The organism is Curtobacterium sp. PhB146, from assembly GCF_004342995.1.
Classification (GTDB): Bacteria; Actinomycetota; Actinomycetes; order Actinomycetales; family Microbacteriaceae; genus Curtobacterium.
In genome coordinates this window covers 64,571-78,650 of sequence record NZ_SMBN01000002.1, presented here as the reverse complement: position 1 = coordinate 78,650, position 14,080 = coordinate 64,571, and the positions used below count along the sequence as shown (strand labels likewise).

Annotated in this window: 17 protein-coding genes; 11 read left to right on the top strand and 6 right to left on the bottom strand. The window is 72.9% G+C overall.

Translation table 11 applies throughout. The features are described from left to right. Window positions 1–124 precede the first annotated feature (124 nt). The 3 genes from EDF33_RS08755 to EDF33_RS08745 form a co-directional block, all read right to left on the bottom strand. Window positions 125–2,362: a heavy metal translocating P-type ATPase gene (locus EDF33_RS08755; protein ID WP_132099828.1), complete on the bottom strand. Its 2,238-nt coding sequence runs from the start codon at window positions 2,360–2,362 to the stop codon at window positions 125–127. Further along, complete coding sequence (locus EDF33_RS08750) at window positions 2,359–2,547, bottom strand: heavy metal-associated domain-containing protein (RefSeq protein ID WP_123292282.1); 189 nt, start codon at window positions 2,545–2,547, stop codon at window positions 2,359–2,361. Before EDF33_RS08750 ends, EDF33_RS08755 begins: the two co-directional genes overlap by 4 nt. A gap of 65 nt (window positions 2,548–2,612) precedes the next feature. After that, the gene (locus EDF33_RS08745; protein ID WP_111084793.1) at window positions 2,613–2,903 is read right to left on the bottom strand and encodes a metal-sensitive transcriptional regulator; all 291 of its coding nucleotides are present in this window, start codon (window positions 2,901–2,903) and stop codon (window positions 2,613–2,615) included. 114 nt (window positions 2,904–3,017) lie between these two features. Here EDF33_RS08745 and EDF33_RS08740 point away from each other — a divergent pair, with 114 nt between their 5' ends. The 11 genes from EDF33_RS08740 to EDF33_RS20510 all read left to right on the top strand — a co-directional run bounded on the left by EDF33_RS08740 (window position 3,018) and on the right by EDF33_RS20510 (window position 9,301). Beyond that, window positions 3,018–4,226 (top strand): helix-turn-helix domain-containing protein, encoded by a 1,209-nt coding sequence (locus tag EDF33_RS08740; RefSeq protein ID WP_165918763.1) that lies wholly within the window; start codon window positions 3,018–3,020, stop codon window positions 4,224–4,226. Window positions 4,227–4,388: 162 nt separating this feature from the next. Beyond that, a complete protein-coding gene (locus EDF33_RS08735) occupies window positions 4,389–4,856 on the top strand; it encodes an Asp23/Gls24 family envelope stress response protein (RefSeq protein WP_123291767.1) in 468 nt (155 codons plus the stop codon). Next, the gene (locus tag EDF33_RS08730; protein ID WP_123291766.1) at window positions 4,853–5,044 is read left to right on the top strand and encodes a DUF2273 domain-containing protein; all 192 of its coding nucleotides are present in this window, start codon (window positions 4,853–4,855) and stop codon (window positions 5,042–5,044) included. Before EDF33_RS08735 ends, EDF33_RS08730 begins: the two co-directional genes overlap by 4 nt. Then, window positions 5,041–5,358, top strand: a complete 318-nt coding sequence (locus EDF33_RS08725; RefSeq protein WP_123291765.1) for a hypothetical protein — start codon at window positions 5,041–5,043, stop codon at window positions 5,356–5,358. The genes EDF33_RS08730 and EDF33_RS08725 overlap by 4 nt, the downstream gene beginning before the upstream one ends. 9 nt (window positions 5,359–5,367) lie before the next feature. Further along, on the top strand, window positions 5,368–5,943 hold the full coding sequence (locus EDF33_RS08720) for a DUF6286 domain-containing protein (protein ID WP_132099827.1): 576 nt from the start codon (window positions 5,368–5,370) through the stop codon (window positions 5,941–5,943). Further along, window positions 5,940–6,503, top strand: coding sequence for a hypothetical protein (locus EDF33_RS08715; RefSeq protein WP_111084758.1), 564 nt, complete (start codon window positions 5,940–5,942; stop codon window positions 6,501–6,503). The genes EDF33_RS08720 and EDF33_RS08715 overlap by 4 nt, the downstream gene beginning before the upstream one ends. Before the next feature lie 98 nt (window positions 6,504–6,601). Continuing rightward, window positions 6,602–6,775, top strand: a complete 174-nt coding sequence (locus EDF33_RS08710; RefSeq protein WP_123291762.1) for a CsbD family protein — start codon at window positions 6,602–6,604, stop codon at window positions 6,773–6,775. Between the two features lie 76 nt (window positions 6,776–6,851). Next, window positions 6,852–7,934: an Asp23/Gls24 family envelope stress response protein gene (locus tag EDF33_RS20685; protein ID WP_132099826.1), complete on the top strand. Its 1,083-nt coding sequence runs from the start codon at window positions 6,852–6,854 to the stop codon at window positions 7,932–7,934. Beyond that, window positions 7,931–8,347 (top strand): MFS transporter permease, encoded by a 417-nt coding sequence (locus tag EDF33_RS08700; RefSeq protein ID WP_131921429.1) that lies wholly within the window; start codon window positions 7,931–7,933, stop codon window positions 8,345–8,347. The genes EDF33_RS20685 and EDF33_RS08700 overlap by 4 nt, the downstream gene beginning before the upstream one ends. A 38-nt stretch (window positions 8,348–8,385) precedes the next feature. Beyond that, window positions 8,386–8,577 (top strand): hypothetical protein, encoded by a 192-nt coding sequence (locus EDF33_RS08695; RefSeq protein ID WP_123939323.1) that lies wholly within the window; start codon window positions 8,386–8,388, stop codon window positions 8,575–8,577. 73 nt (window positions 8,578–8,650) lie between these two features. Beyond that, a complete protein-coding gene (locus EDF33_RS20510; protein ID WP_243692412.1) occupies window positions 8,651–9,301 on the top strand; it encodes a gamma-glutamylcyclotransferase family protein in 651 nt (216 codons plus the stop codon). Here the strand turns inward: EDF33_RS20510 and EDF33_RS08685 are convergent. From EDF33_RS08685 to EDF33_RS08675, 3 genes are read right to left on the bottom strand one after another with little or no spacing between them, the layout of a single operon-like run. Further along, window positions 9,277–10,263, bottom strand: a complete 987-nt coding sequence (locus EDF33_RS08685; RefSeq protein WP_132099825.1) for an NAD-dependent epimerase/dehydratase family protein — start codon at window positions 10,261–10,263, stop codon at window positions 9,277–9,279. The genes EDF33_RS20510 and EDF33_RS08685 overlap by 25 nt on opposite strands. After that, window positions 10,260–12,941 carry an alpha/beta fold hydrolase gene (locus EDF33_RS08680; protein WP_165918804.1) on the bottom strand — a complete coding sequence of 894 codons (2,682 nt, stop codon included), beginning with the start codon at window positions 12,939–12,941 and terminating at the stop codon, window positions 10,260–10,262. The genes EDF33_RS08685 and EDF33_RS08680 overlap by 4 nt, the downstream gene beginning before the upstream one ends. A gap of 29 nt (window positions 12,942–12,970) precedes the next feature. Then, a complete protein-coding gene (locus tag EDF33_RS08675) occupies window positions 12,971–14,077 on the bottom strand; it encodes a 3-oxoacyl-ACP synthase III (RefSeq protein ID WP_111084764.1) in 1,107 nt (368 codons plus the stop codon). Window positions 14,078–14,080: the final 3 nt, after the last annotated feature.

Sequence of the window (14,080 nt, the reverse complement as noted above, 5' to 3'; positions counted from 1 at the left end):
TCACCGCACCAGTGCGTCGCGGACCGTCTTCGAGCGTAGTGCCGTCGGCACCGTCGCGCGCACCGCCGGACGGGAGGCACGGGGTGCGTTCGCTGCGCGCGTCACGTCCGGCGGGTGGCCGGCCTCAGGGCCGGGGTGCGAAACGCCGCAGGCGCAGGCTGTTCGTCACGACGAACACCGACGAGAACGCCATGGCGGCGCCGGCGAGCACCGGGTTCAGCAGCCCCGCCATCGCGAGCGGGATCGCCGCCACGTTGTACGCGAACGCCCAGAACAGGTTGCCCTTGATGATGCCGAGCGTGGCCCGCGACAGCCGGACGGCGTCGGCGACGACGGTGAGCCGACCGCTCACGACCGTGATGTCACTGGCCGCGATCGCGGCGTCGGTGCCGGCCCCCATCGCGATGCCGAGGTCGGCCGCGGCGAGCGCGGCAGCGTCGTTGACGCCGTCACCGACCATGGCCACGCTCCGTCCCTGGGCCTGCATGGCCCGGACGGCGTCGAGCTTGCCGGCCGGGGTCGCGCGGGCGTGCACTTCGTCGATGCCGACCTGTGCGGCGACGGCGCGTGCGGCGCCGTCGTTGTCGCCGGTGAGCAGGACGGGGTGCAGGCCGAGCGCCACGAAGCGCGCGACCGCGTCGGCTGCCTCGGGCTTCACGGTGTCGCCGACGACCACGACGCCCAGCACGCGGCCGTTCCGCGCGACGACGACCGCGGTGCCCCCGTCGGCCTCGGCGGCGGTGACCGCGGCCGAGGCCTCGTCGGGCACGACGACGGCCCAGGACGCTGCGAGCCAGCGGGTCCCGCCGACGAGCACGACGTCGCCGTCCACGACGGCCTGCACGCCAGCGCCGGGGGTGGAGTCGAACTGTTCTGCGGTCGGGACGTCGAGTTGGCGGGCCGTCGCGGCCCGTACGACCGCACGTGCCACGGGGTGTTCCGATCCGTGCTCGACGGCGGCGGCGAGCCGGAGCACGGCGTCCGCGTCGAGGGTCGCGTCCGTCGAGGTCACGGCGCGAAGGGTCATCTCGCCGGTGGTGACGGTGCCGGTCTTGTCGAGCACGATGGTGTCGACGCCACGGGTCCGTTCGAGCACCTGCGGGCCGCCGATCAGGATGCCGAGCTGGGACCCGCGGCCGGTGCCGACGAGCAGTGCGGTCGGCGTCGCGAGTCCGAGGGCGCACGGGCAGGCGATGATGAGCGTGGCGACGGCCGCGGTGAACGCCGCCGTGACCGAGCCGCCGAGTACGAGCCAGCCGACGAACGCCAGCACGGCGAGCCCGATGACGATCGGCACGAAGACGCCGGAGACCCGGTCGGCCAGGCGTTGGACGTCGACCTTGCCGGTCTGCGCGTCCTCGACGAGCCGTCCCATCCGGGCGAGCTCGGTGTCGGCGCCGACGCGGGTGACGGCGACCACGAGCCGGCCGCCGACGTTGATCGTCGCGCCGGTCACCCGATCGCCCGGTCCGACCTCGACGGGGACGGATTCACCGGTGACCATGCTGCAGTCGACGGCCGAGGACCCGTCCTGCACGAGGCCGTCGCTGGGGATCCGCTCCCCCGGCCGCACGACGACGACGTCCCCGACGACGAGCGCCGACGCGGGCACACGCTGCTCGACGCCGTCGCGCAGCACCGTGGCCTCCTTCGCGCCGAGTTCGAGCAGGGCGCGGAGTGCCGCCCCGGACTGCTTCTTGGCGCGGGCCTCCATGTACCGGCCGGCCAGGATGAACACCGTGACGGCCGCGGCGACCTCGAGGTACAGGTCGGTCGCCTCGGGGTCGGTCGCGATCCACGAGAACGTCATGTGCATGCCGGTGGTGCCGGCGTCGCCGAAGAAGAGCGCGTAGAGGGACCAGCCGAAGGCCGCCAGCACACCCACGCTGACCAGGGTGTCCATGGTCGCGGCACCGTGTCGGGCGTTCACCCACGCGGCACGGTGGAACGGGAGCGCGCCCCACACCGCGACGGGCGCGGCGAGCGTCAGGGCGAGCCACTGCCAGTTCGGGAACTGCAGGACCGGCACCATCGAGAGCAGGACGACCGGCACGGCCAGGACCGTCGACACGACGAGTCGTCGGCGCAGCGCTCCGGCCGGGTCGTCGGCGTCGTCGTCCGGCGCCGTCGTGTCGGCCGGCGGCGCGGGGACGGTCGCACCGTAGCCCGCGGACTCGACAGCGGCGATGAGGGCAGCGGGGTCGGCGGGGCCGTCCGCGGCGACCTGCACCTGTGCCTTCTCGGTGGCGTAGTTGACGGTGGCGGAGACCCCGGGGAGCTTGCCGAGCTTCCGTTCGATGCGGTTCGCGCACGAGGCGCAGGTCATGCCCGTGATGTCGAGCTCGACGATGCCGTCCGTCACGACGGCACGACCTCGTACCCCGCCTCGGCGACCGCGCCGCGGAGCGCATCGGCGTCGACGGGTGCGTCCGAGGTGACGGTCACCGACGAGGCACCGCCGGGGACGAGCGCGACGGCGACGTCGGACACCCCCTCGAGTTCGGTGAGTTCCTCGGTCACGCTCAGCACGCAGTGCTCGCAGGTCATGCCCTCGACGAGCAGCAGTTCGGTGGTCACGGTGTCTCCTCCTGTGGTTCGGGTGCGGGCGGCGGTCACGAGCGCACGAGCCGGGCGATGGCCTGACTGGCTTCGCGGACCTTCTCGTCCGCGGCGTCGCCACCCTCGGCGACCGCCTCGGCGACGCAGTGCTTGAGGTGGTCCTCGAGCAGCGACAGCGCCACGCGTTCGAGCGCCCGGTTCGCCGCCGAGATCTGGGTGAGGACGTCGATGCAGTACGTCTCGTCCTCGACCATGCGGGCGATGCCGCGTACCTGGCCCTCGGCGCGACGGAGCCGCTTGAGCAGGTCGTCCTTGTCGCCGATGTACCCGACGTGTTCGTGCATGGTGGCCTCCACGGTCCTCAATACGGTACCCCCCTAGGGTATTCCCTCCCATGGACGCGCGGACACGAACGAGGGTATTCACCTCGCCGTGCCGTCGATGTCATGATTTCGACCATGACCGATCCGGCGACGAACGGCTTCCGCAGACTGCGGTTCGCCGACGGCGACGGCTCCGACTACTCGGACATCTTCGAGGCGGAGTACCACGGGTCCGACTTCGCCTCGGAGACGTACGCGACCGACGACGCCCGCTACGAGTACACCGTGGTGGGCGACGACGACCTGACGCTGCGGACCATGCGCGCCGAGGGCGGTCGACGGGGCGGGGTCATCGGGGCGCGGGAGGACCACGTCGTCTTCTGGCTCACCAGGGGCCGGCTCGAGATGCACTTCCCCGACCGCACGCGCGTGGTCGAGCCGGGCAGCCCGTACATCGCGAGTGCGTCCGAGGCGTACCGCTTCGAGTCCGACGGCACCGTCTACAACGGGGTGCACATCGCGGACTCGTTCCTGCGGACCGTCGGGCGCGACCTCGGCTACCGACTGCCGGACGGCCCGCTGCTGTTCGAGCAGCAGGACGAGGTCATCGCCCGCCGCGAGCCGCTGCGCCACCTGATCGGGGAGCTCGGCCCGGCACTCGTGGACGACCGCGTGGTCGGTCCGATGCGGACGGCGCTGAACCGTCGACTGGCGATCGTCGTGCTCGACACCTTCCCGATCCGCAACCGCGGCGACGACGTCCCCGTCGCGAACCGCCTGCGCGACGCGATCCGCTACGTCGAACAGCACGCGGCCGAACGTCCGGCGGTGTCGGACATCGCCGCGGCGTGCGGACTCAGCCAGCGGGGACTGCAGGACGTGTTCGCCCGCACCCTCGACTCCACGCCGCACCGGTTCCTGCGCGAGCACCGGCTCGACCGTGCCCGGAGCGAACTCCTGCGCGCGGGCGACGACCGGGCCCCCGGTGCCGACGGGGTCGCCGTGGTCGCGCGTCGGTGGGGCTTCACCAACCCGGGCCGGTTCGCCACCGCCTACCGCGAGCGGTTCGGCGAGGACCCCGCTGCCACGCTCCGCACGTCGCTGTCCGCACGCCCCGACAGCGGTCGGTCATCGTGGCGCGTCCGCCGCGCGGTGGCGTTCATCGAGCAGCACGCCGACGAGGGCCTCTCCCTGCAGGACATCGCCGACGCCGCCGGGGTCCTGCCGCGACGCCTGCAGCAGCTCTTCCGGGCCGAGCGCGGCGAGTCCCCGATGGCGTGTGCCCGGGCGATCCGCACCGCTGCAGAACGCAACGCGGCGGACGGAACACGCGAAACCGCCTGAGCGGACGGCCAGGGGGTACAGCCACATCCCCGTGTTTCCGCGGATTCCTGGATTTCTGCCGAATCCGGAAAGTCATGTGTGACGAATCTCTGGTGCAGCCCGTCTCATCCGTGAACAGCAACCGCTGGGAACGCCCGGCGGGTCACTCGGAAGGAACGAACCATGGCTGACTCCATCACCACCACCCCGGCAACCACCGCTGCGGCCCGTGCCACCTCGCACGCCGGCTCGAACGGCGGCGTCACCGGCAAGACCGTCATCGACGACACCGTCGTGTCGAAGGTCGCCGGCATCGCGGCGCGCGAGGTCAACGGCGTGCACTCGCTCGGCGGCGGCGCTGCCCGTGCGATCGGCGCCCTCCGCGACGCGATCGGCCAGCGCGACTTCGGTCAGGGCGTCAAGGTCGAGGTCGGCGAGAAGCAGGTCGCCGCGGACATCGTCATCGTCGCCGAGTACCCGGTGTCGCTCCAGCAGGTCGCCGACGGCGTCCGCAGCAGCGTCGCTCGTGCCCTCGAGCAGATCGTCGGCATGGAGGTCGCCGAGGTCAACGTGACCGTCCAGGACGTCTTCATCCCGGGCGACGACGACGACAACGAGAACGACGAGAAGAAGGAAGCGCGAGTCGCATGAGCAACACACTGATCGGTGCCCTCATCGGCGCCGTCCTCGCAGTCGTCGCACTGCAGTTCGGGTTCTGGGGCTTCGTCCTGGTCATCGTCTTCGGTGCGATCGGGGCCCTCGTGGCCGCCCTCGCCACCGGCAAGATCGACCGTGGCGCCCTGACCGACGTGCTCACCGGGCGCCGGAGCTCCCGGTGAACGCCGGCCCGGACGTCGTCCCGGGCCGCGTCGAGATCACCGCTCGTGCACTGACCTCGCTGGCGCGGGCCGTCGCAGCCGAACGGCTCGGCGCCCCCGCCAAGCGGGTCAGGGTCGGTCTCGGAGACGCGGCCGGAGCAATGGCCCTCGACGTCACCGGCCCGATCGCCGCGGGCGACGACCTCGTCGCCCGTTCGGCCCAGGTCGCCGACGAGGTCAAGCGCCGCGTGAGCGAACTCACCGGCCGCCGCGTCGGCAGTGCCCACATCGAACTCACCGGGATCGTGCGCGAGCGCGAGTCCCGAACCCGGTAGGAGACCATCATGAGCAACGGTTCCGTCGAACGACGCATCCGTCGTCGGAGCGTGCACCGCTCCCGCTCGACCGCAGTGGCGGTGGCGCTGGTGGTCCTCGCACTGGTCGCCGCGTGGATCGGCACGGAGTCGGTCCTGCGGGCGATCGGGCGGCCTCCGCTCCTCGCCGACCCGCAGACCGCCGTCGACGCCGCACTGCAGCCCGACGCCGCGTTCGTCACGATCGCCGAGGTCATCGCCGTCGTGCTCGTGGTCCTGGGCATCGTGCTGATCGTCCTGGCCCTGAAGCCGGGTCGCCAGCACCGTTCCGTCGTCCAGCACGACCGTGGCGCCGTCGTCATCGACACCCGCATCGTCGCCTCGACAGCGGCCAACGCCGCCGGGACGGCCGCGGGGGTCCCAGAGGGCAACGCCTCGGCCACCGCCCGCGGTCGCCGCACCGACGTCCGGATCGTGCCCGTCACCGGCATCCCGGTGGACGAGCAGGCCGTGCAGGCAGCCGTCCGCGACCGCCTCAGTGGTCTCGACGAGCGGTTCGGCCACAACATCCGCGTCCGCGTCGACGAGAAGGGGACCCTCGCATGACCAAGAGCAACCGGACCATGAACCGGATCATCCTCTTCGTCCTCGGCCTCGTCGCCGTCGTCGTCGGTCTCACGATCGGCGCGGGTGTGCTGCCCGCCGTGCAGGACGCGATCAAGCCGTACGTCGATCTGCCGAGCAACCTGGACGTCCCCGCGTCCTCGCTCTGGATCGTCGCCGTCGCCTGCGCCGTCGTCATCGTGCTCGCCCTGGTCTGGGTGTTCACCCGCGGCGGGGGCGGTACGTCCGTCGCCGTCCGCGAGCGCTCGGGCGAGGACGCCGTCACGGTGAACGTCGCACTCGTCCGCGACGTCGTCGAGCACGAGCTCGCCGGGGTCCGCGACGTCGTCGGCTCCCGCGTTGACACCTACCTGGTGCGCAAGCAGCGTGCCGCTCGCATCCGCGTCGCGGTCCGCCGCGGCGGGGACGCCGTCTCGGTGCTCGACGCCGTCGACCGCGCCGTCGCGGTCCTCGACCGCACGCTCGGCCGCCAGGTGCCCGTCCTGGTCCACCTCACCGGTGGGACCCGTTCGGCGCTCGCGAAGTCGACCCGCGTCCACTGACACCCGTCAGCCGGACGCAACCCCGGGCCTCCCGGCCCACCGAAGACCCACGCAACACCCACCACCGGGCGAACGCCCGACCGATGAAAGGACCCGTCATGGGACTCGACGACAAGATCAAGAACGCTGCTCAGGACCTCGCCGGCAAGGCGAAGGAAGCCGTGGGCAAGGCCCAGAACGACGACTCCAAGGTCGCCGAGGGCCAGAAGGACCAGGCCTCCGCGAGCGTCAAGAAGACCGGCGAGGACGTCAAGGACGTCTTCAAGAACTAGGACGCTCGATGCGTGTCGGGGCACTCGCGACGTCGAGTGCCCCGATGCGTTCCGCGGACCCGAACGAGGAGGAACCATGCAGCACGACCCCCATGCGCACACGCAGGTCACCGAGGTGGCCCTGCCCGCAGAACTGACGGAGCCGCTGCCCGACGACGCGACCCCCGCGATGCTCATCGCGCGAACCGCGGCGGAGACGGCGCTCGGCGTGCCCGGCGTGCACCACCTCGGCGGGACCGTGTCCCGAGCCGCCGACGAAGTGCGGAAGCGGCTCGGCCGCTCCGCCGGGACCGCCGGTGTGCAGGTCGACGACGAGGACGGCACCTTCGCGGTGCAGGTCTCCGTCATCGTGACCTACCCGCAGAACGTCCGCGAGGTCGCCGACGAGGTGAAACGACAGGTCGCTGCAGCAGCCGGCCAGGTCGCATCCGCGCCGACGACCGTGGACGTCCGCGTCCTCGACGTGCACGGGCCGTTCGACGACGAGCCCTCGCCCGTCGAGCGTGCGGCCACCGCCGTCGGCGATGCCGTGCAGGATGCCGCCAAGGCGACGAGCGAGACCACGAAGCGCGTGGCGACGGCGACCGTCGACGCCACGAAGCAGGCGGCCGACGCGACGGCCGAGGCGACCAAGCGTGCCGCCGACGCCACCGCCGACGTCACGAAGCAGGCGGCCGAGGTCACCGCAGACGCCACCAAGCGTGCCGCCGACGCGACGGTCGACACCGCCAAGCGTGCTGCCTCGGCCACCGCTGAGGTCACCAAGCAGGCCGCTGACCAGGCCGCGGATGCCACGAAGCGTGCGGCCGACGTCACCGCGGACGCCGCCGAACAGGCCGTGGACGCGACGACCGCCACCGCCGGCCGCGTGCACGAAGCCGCGTCCGACGCGCTCGACCGTGCATCCGAGGGTGCCCGAGACGCCGCTGACACCGCGCGCGACGCGGCCAGCAGCGCACGTGCGGCCGTCGTCGACGAGGACGCTGCCACCCCCGTCGTCGCCTCCGAGACGGCTGCCGACGCAGCGGTGCGTGCCGCCGACTCCGCCGAGGACGCCGCGCAGGACGCCGCCGACGCCGCAGCCGACGCCAGCGAGGCAGCGCGGGCAGCCGCCCGCGACGGCGACCAGCCGGCCGCCCCGACCGCGGACCGACCGTGACCACCGCCTGGTCCGGCGGTCGTCGGCCCCGCACCCGTCGGCCCCGGCCGCGCGGTGTGTGGATCGCCGGTGGCATCGGCGTGGTCCTGGTCGCCGGGGTCCTGCTCGGGGCGTTCCTGCCCCTGGTCGGGTTCCTCGGCGGCGTCACCGCCACCACCGCCGGCCTCGTGCCGTTCCCGTTCGTGCGGGTCACGGTCGTCGCGGTCCTCGGGCTGGTCGTCGTGCTGGCGCTCCTCGCCATGGCCCTCACTCGTCGGCACACCACGACGGCGACGATCTCGGTCGTGCTCGCCGTCCTGGTGAGCATCGCCGTCACGATCGTCCCCGTGGTGCTGGTGGCCGTCGGGTCCGCCGACCGTGCTGGCGACGTGTGGCCGATCGTCACCGAGCTCTGGCAACGCTTCACCGGCTGATCCGCCGGCACCTGCACCACCGACCAAGGAGTCCCACCATGCGCAACCGCATCATCGTCATCGGCCTGATCGTCCTGATCGGGTTCTGGTTCGGCTCCCGCGCGAACCGCCCGGTCATCAAGACGTCCAAGGGCGAGACCGTCCGCAGGGCCTGGAACGACCCGCACGCCCGCAAGGCCCGCAAGAAGCTGGGCAAGAAGATCGCCAAGGCCGCCAAGCGGCACAGCTGACGACCTGGAGGCCCGGATCACCTGCGCCGATCGGCGCGCGTGATCCGGGCCCCGCGTCCGCTACCCTCGCGACGTGAAGCGTCTCTCCCCCGGCCAGCGCTGGGTCATCGGTCTCGGCGCGTTCGCGCTCGTCTGTCTCGTCGTCGGCATCATCGGTCTGGTCGTCGGCGTCACGAACCGGTACGGGTGCCTCTCGGACGGAGACGTCTGGCCGCAGGAGCGCTGCCTCGGCGACGATTCCGGCATTTTCTGGGGCAGCGCCCTCGGCATCATCGGCCTGCTGCACCTCGGCTTGACCGGCCTGGCCGGTGCGCTCGTCTGGACCTCGACCCCGGCCATCGCTCCTGGCCCCGCTGAGCGCCCCACACCGGGCGCCGGTGCGACTCACCGGGTGTTCTCGTACGGCACGCTGCGGCAGCCGCTCGTGCAGGAGTCGCTGTTCGGCGGCCACGTCCCGACCACCCCGGACACGCTGCCCGGGTGGCGGCTCGACTGGGTGGCGATCACCGACCCCGAGGTGGTCCGGACGAGCGGCTCGGACCTGCACCCGATCCTCCGCCGGGGTGCACCGGACGACGTCGTCGAAGGTGTCGCCCTGACCCTCGGCCACGAGTGGCAGCTCGGCGCGGTCGACGACTACGAGGTCGCTGACTACCAGCGCATCCGGGTCGAGCTCACCTCGGGTCTGTCCGCCTGGGTCTACGTGGCGGCCGACGAGGCCTGAGCCGCCGCCAAGCGCGCGAGACCCTCGTCGATCGACACCGACGGGGACCACTGCAGGTCGGCTCGGGTGCGGCGTTGGTCGAACCAGTGCGCCGTCGACAGCTGCTCTGCGAGGAACCGCGTCATCGGCGGCTCGTCCTGCCCCGGACGCACCCGCCACACGGCCTCGACGAGCGACCCCGCGGCCCGGGCCACGACAGCCGGCACGTGCCACCGCGGTGCAGGCACACCCGAGGCCGCGCAGATCCCGGCGAGCAGGTCCGCGACGGGCCGGGGTTCGCCGTTCGTGACGACGTAGGCGTTGCCGTGCACGTCGTCGTCGGCCGCGTGCTCGAGCGCCGCGACCATGGCCGACGCGGCGTTGTCGACGTACAGGGTGTCGATCAGGGCGGCACCGGAGTCGAGCAGCGGCAGGCGCCCGGCCCGTGCCCGCTCGACGATCCGGCCGATCAGCTGCGTGTCCCCCGGCCCCCACACCAGGTGCGGCCGGACGGCGACGACGGCGAACCCAGGAGCGTCGGCGTCGAGCGCGAGGAGTTCGGCCGCGGCCTTCGTGCGGGCGTAGTCGCCACGAGCACGATCGGGTTCGGCGACACCGGCTCCGGCGCCGACGAGCGACGATCCGGTGTGCGCGACCGACGGCGACGAGACGAACACGAACCGCCGGGCGCCGGCACGGCGTGCGGCGTCGACGAGTGCTCGGGTGCCGTCGACGTTCACACGGACGAAGTCGGCCGGGTCACCCGCCAGGGAGACCTTCGCGGCGAGGTGCACGACGGCGTCGACCCCGTCGACCGCGCGTGCCACCGCGGCGGCATCGGTCATCGAACCGGCGACGTCCTGCACGCCCGCGGCCCCGGACGGCCGTCGCTGGAACGTGCGGACCTCGTGTCCGGCGTCCCGCACGGCTGCGGCGGTCGCCTGTCCGAGGAACCCGCTGGCGCCGGTGACCAGGACCGTCACGGGCGGGCCATCCGTCCACCCGACAGCACCGCGGTCGCCCAGCGGGACAGCCGGGCGCGGTCGACCTTCGAGTTGTGCCGGATGTCGGTCGGCAGCACGGGCACGGTCAGCACCGCTGCGAGCGGGACCCCGGCCGCGGCACGGACCGAAGCTGCCAACGCCGGCGGAGCCAGGGCAGGCCGTCGGACACGTCGCCCGCCGGTGGTCTCGACGACGGCCACGACCTGCTGCGTCCCGCGCGGGCCGATCCCTGCGACGCCGGCACGGCCGACTCCGGGTACGCCCTCGATGCGCTGCTCCGGTCCGACCGGGGTGACGACACCGTCCGGGGTGGTGAGCACGTGCTGCATCCGCCCCTCGACCCAGAGGCGCCCGGACGCGTCCAGGTGTCCGACGTCACCGGTGCGGTGTCCGCGCGGGTCCTCGACGCCGAGCCGCGCGACGCGGTTCGTCCGCCAGAGCCGGTCGTAGTGGTCGCGCACGTGTGGTGCCACGACGACGATCTCGCCGGTGACGCCCGCCGCGTCGGTCAGCCCACCGGTCGCTGCACCCGCGGCGTCGAGCGGCGCGATCCGCACCCGCACGTTCGCCGCCGGGAGCCCGACGCAGATGCCCTCGTCGTCCGAGGCCGCCGCCGAACGGACGCCGTCCAGGTCGACGTCGGTCATGAGCAGCCCCTCGGTCATGCCGTAGGGGGTGTGCGCACTCGCGTTCGGCATCAGCTCGGTCGCCGCGGTCAGCAGCGCGGCCGACACCGGGGCGCCCGCCGACAGGAACAACCGGACGCGCGCGAGTGCCGCACGGTCGGCGTCGGTCAGCACCGATGCCGTCGCCACGACGTTCGCCAGCGCCGCCGGCGACAGGAACACGACGGTCGCGTCGGCAGCGGCCACCGAGGCCGCGACGGCGCGCGCCGTCAGGGTCCGGGGCGCGGTGACGTCCATGTCCGGCGCCACCGACCGGGCCCCGAGGGCCGGGCCGAGCAGCGCGAAGGGTGCGAAGCCCGCGACGAGGCCGGTGCCGACACCGATGTCGTACTGGGCCGCCAGGACGTCGCGGACGGCACCGAGCTGTCCGTGCGTGTAGACGACGCCCTTCGCCGGGCCGGTCGAACCGGACGTGAACAGGATCGCGGCCGGAGCATCGGACGCCGGCACCGTGGGCAGCACGGAACCGTGCGCGAGCCGACGGGCACCCCGCCGGGCGACGTCGACGAGCGTGTGCTCGACGCGCAGCGCACGCCGTGCGGGTGCGGGCAGCGGGACGGTCGCGATGCGCCGACCCGGCCAGCCGAGTGCACGAGCGGCTCCGAGTCCGGGCAGCGCGCCGATGATCCAGTCGGGCCGGGCTCCGCGGACCGCACGGGTCAGACCGCGCAGCCCCAGTCCGGCATCGGCCACCACGACGACCGCGCCGATCCGCACGCAGGCGTACAGGACGGCCGTCAGGTCGGCTCCCGGGGTGACGAGGAGCGAGACACGGTCACCGCTCCGGACACCGAGGTCGTCCAGCCCGGCGGCGATCTCGTCCACCCGACGGGCGAGCAGGCGCCACGTGATCGTGCGGGGACCGCCGGCCGCGGCCATCTCGACGAGGGCGGGTTCGTCGCTGTCGCGCAGGTCCTCGAGCGCGGCGCCGAGCGGGCGGCTCACGTCGGTCGACTGGTCGACGTCGACCGGGAGGCCCTTCTCGGCTGGAGCAGGCACGTGTCCGCCCGGCAGACGGTCGCCGATCCAGTCGAACACCGCGCCCGCCACGTCGGCGTCGTCGGGCAGCAGGTGGCCAGCACCCTCGAAGCGGTGGACGTCGGCGTGTGGCAGCCGCTCGGACAGGTCGTCGAGGTAGCGCTCCAGGAACACCGGGTCGCGCGGACCCCACAGCAGCAGCGCCGGGACCTCGAGCGCAGCGACCCCGGCAGCGATCCGGTCGAGCTCGGGTGCACTCCGGTGCCGGGCGTCGACGGGGATGTCCGCCACGAAGCCGCCGATCCCGCCACGACGCGCGGCACCGCGGTAGGGGGCACGGTAGCCGTCGGCCACGGCACGGTCGAGCTTCGGGTGCGCGATGCCGAGCGTCGTCTCGAGGAACGCAGGCGTCACGACGGTCGCACGGCCGAGCAGCCCCGGCCCCAGGGCGAGCCGCAGCGGCGCCGGGATCGGGACGTCGTCGGGCTGGTGCACGGCGGTGTTGCACGTCATCACGGCAGCCAGGACGTCGGGGTGGTCGACCGCCCATCCGAGCGACACGACTCCGCCCCAGTCGTGGCCGAGGGTGACGACCGGGCCGGTCAGCCCGAGTTCGTCGGTCAGGGCACCGAGGTCCGCGACGCGCTGCGGCAGCCCCCGTTCCACCCCGGTGCGCTCCGAGAAGCCCATGTCGAGCTGGTCGACGGCGACCACGCGCCAGGCCGGGCCACCGGCCTGGGCGACCTCGAGCGAGGTGCGGAGCACCGACCGCCACAGGTACGACCACGTGGGGTTGCCGTGCACGCACAGGATGGTGCCGACCGGTTCCACGCCGAGCGCCGCCAGGGACCCGGCTGTGTCGAGGAGGTGCCAGGTGCGCGCGGCGCGATCCGTGCCTCCCGAACGGTTCTCGGACCATTCCGGCACCGTGACCAGGCGTGACCAGGCCGGGTCGAGTCCGGGCAGGAAGGGCGGCTGCGTCGCCGGAGCCATGCTCGCGGCGACGCGGGGCAGCCGGGACCTCACCAGTGGAGTTCCATCATCGCCGTGTTGATGCCGGAACCGACGCCACCCAGGAACACGCGGTCACCGCGGCGGATGCCGCCGGACTCGACCTCGTCGGCCAGGGTGATCGGGATCGACGCCGGGCCGACGTTGCCGAAGCGCTGGTAGGTGGTGGGGACCTTGTCGCGCGGGATGCCGATTGCCTCGACGAACGCGTTGGTGTGCACGTCGGAGACCTGGTGCAGGACGTAGCGGTCCATGTCGGCCCAGTCGAAGTGGGCACGGGCCTCGGTCCAGGCCGCGACGACGAGCTCCATGCCGCCCTTGAGCAGCATCTTGGCGTCCGTGAACATGCCGTCCACGCTGCCGACGCACAGGTCGTACCACTGGGTCGCCGCGCGGGTGACGCCGCCGACGATCCGGTGCCCCTCGGGGTGCAGGTCCGCCGGGCCGAGCACGGCGGCCGCGGCACCGGACCCGAGGGTCAGGCTCGCGAACTCGCTCATGAAGTCCTTGCGGTTCCGACCACCCTGGTTCAGGCGGTCGATGGTGTTGAGCTGCACCTGGTCGGCGTCCTCGCCGTCGACGACGAGCGCGTACTTGATCTGGCCGGAGTCGATCATGCCCGCGGCGACGCTCATGGCGTTGACGAACCCCAGGCAGGCGTTCGCGATGTCGAAGTTGATCGCGGACGACGGCAGACCGAGCCCGTGGTGCAGGCGCACGGCGACCGACGGCTCGAGGTGCGGACGGGTCACCGAGGTGTTGATCAGCAGCCCGATCTCGTCCGGACGCACCCCTGCCTCGGCCATGGCCCGACGGCCGGCGTCGATGGCGGCGTCCTGGAAGGTCTGGCCCTCGCCCCAATTGCGGCGCTCGATCACACCGGCGACCCGCTCGAGCAGTCCCATCGGCAGACGGAGGCGGCGGAGCACGCCGCGCAGCCGCGCTTCGATGTCCGCAGAGGTCGTCACGCGTTCGGCGGTCGTCGTCGCCACGGACAGCAGCGAGACGTTGTGGTGCTTCGCCGTGGCGTTGCCGGGCTGCTCGGGTTCACTGCTCGGCGCCCGGTCACTGCTCGCTGCCCGGTCGACCGGCCGTTCCGTCATGATCGTCACCGACACATA

Excerpts from the sequence above, each read along its gene's own strand:
- EDF33_RS20685 (WP_132099826.1), top strand. The coding sequence starts at position 6,852 with ATGCAGCACGACCCCCATGCGCACACGCAGGTCACCGAGGTGGCCCTG.
- EDF33_RS08720 (WP_132099827.1), top strand. The coding sequence starts at position 5,368 with ATGAGCAACGGTTCCGTCGAACGACGCATCCGTCGTCGGAGCGTGCAC.
- EDF33_RS08735 (WP_123291767.1), top strand. The coding sequence starts at position 4,389 with ATGGCTGACTCCATCACCACCACCCCGGCAACCACCGCTGCGGCCCGT.
- EDF33_RS08695 (WP_123939323.1), top strand. The coding sequence starts at position 8,386 with ATGCGCAACCGCATCATCGTCATCGGCCTGATCGTCCTGATCGGGTTC.
- EDF33_RS08750 (WP_123292282.1), bottom strand. The coding sequence starts at position 2,547 with ATGACCTGCGAGCACTGCGTGCTGAGCGTGACCGAGGAACTCACCGAA.
- EDF33_RS08745 (WP_111084793.1), bottom strand. The coding sequence starts at position 2,903 with ATGCACGAACACGTCGGGTACATCGGCGACAAGGACGACCTGCTCAAG.
- EDF33_RS08680 (WP_165918804.1), bottom strand. The coding sequence starts at position 12,941 with ATGGCTCCGGCGACGCAGCCGCCCTTCCTGCCCGGACTCGACCCGGCC.
- EDF33_RS08730 (WP_123291766.1), top strand. The coding sequence starts at position 4,853 with ATGAGCAACACACTGATCGGTGCCCTCATCGGCGCCGTCCTCGCAGTC.
- EDF33_RS08715 (WP_111084758.1), top strand. The coding sequence starts at position 5,940 with ATGACCAAGAGCAACCGGACCATGAACCGGATCATCCTCTTCGTCCTC.
- EDF33_RS08740 (WP_165918763.1), top strand. The coding sequence starts at position 3,018 with ATGACCGATCCGGCGACGAACGGCTTCCGCAGACTGCGGTTCGCCGAC.
- EDF33_RS08710 (WP_123291762.1), top strand. The coding sequence starts at position 6,602 with ATGGGACTCGACGACAAGATCAAGAACGCTGCTCAGGACCTCGCCGGC.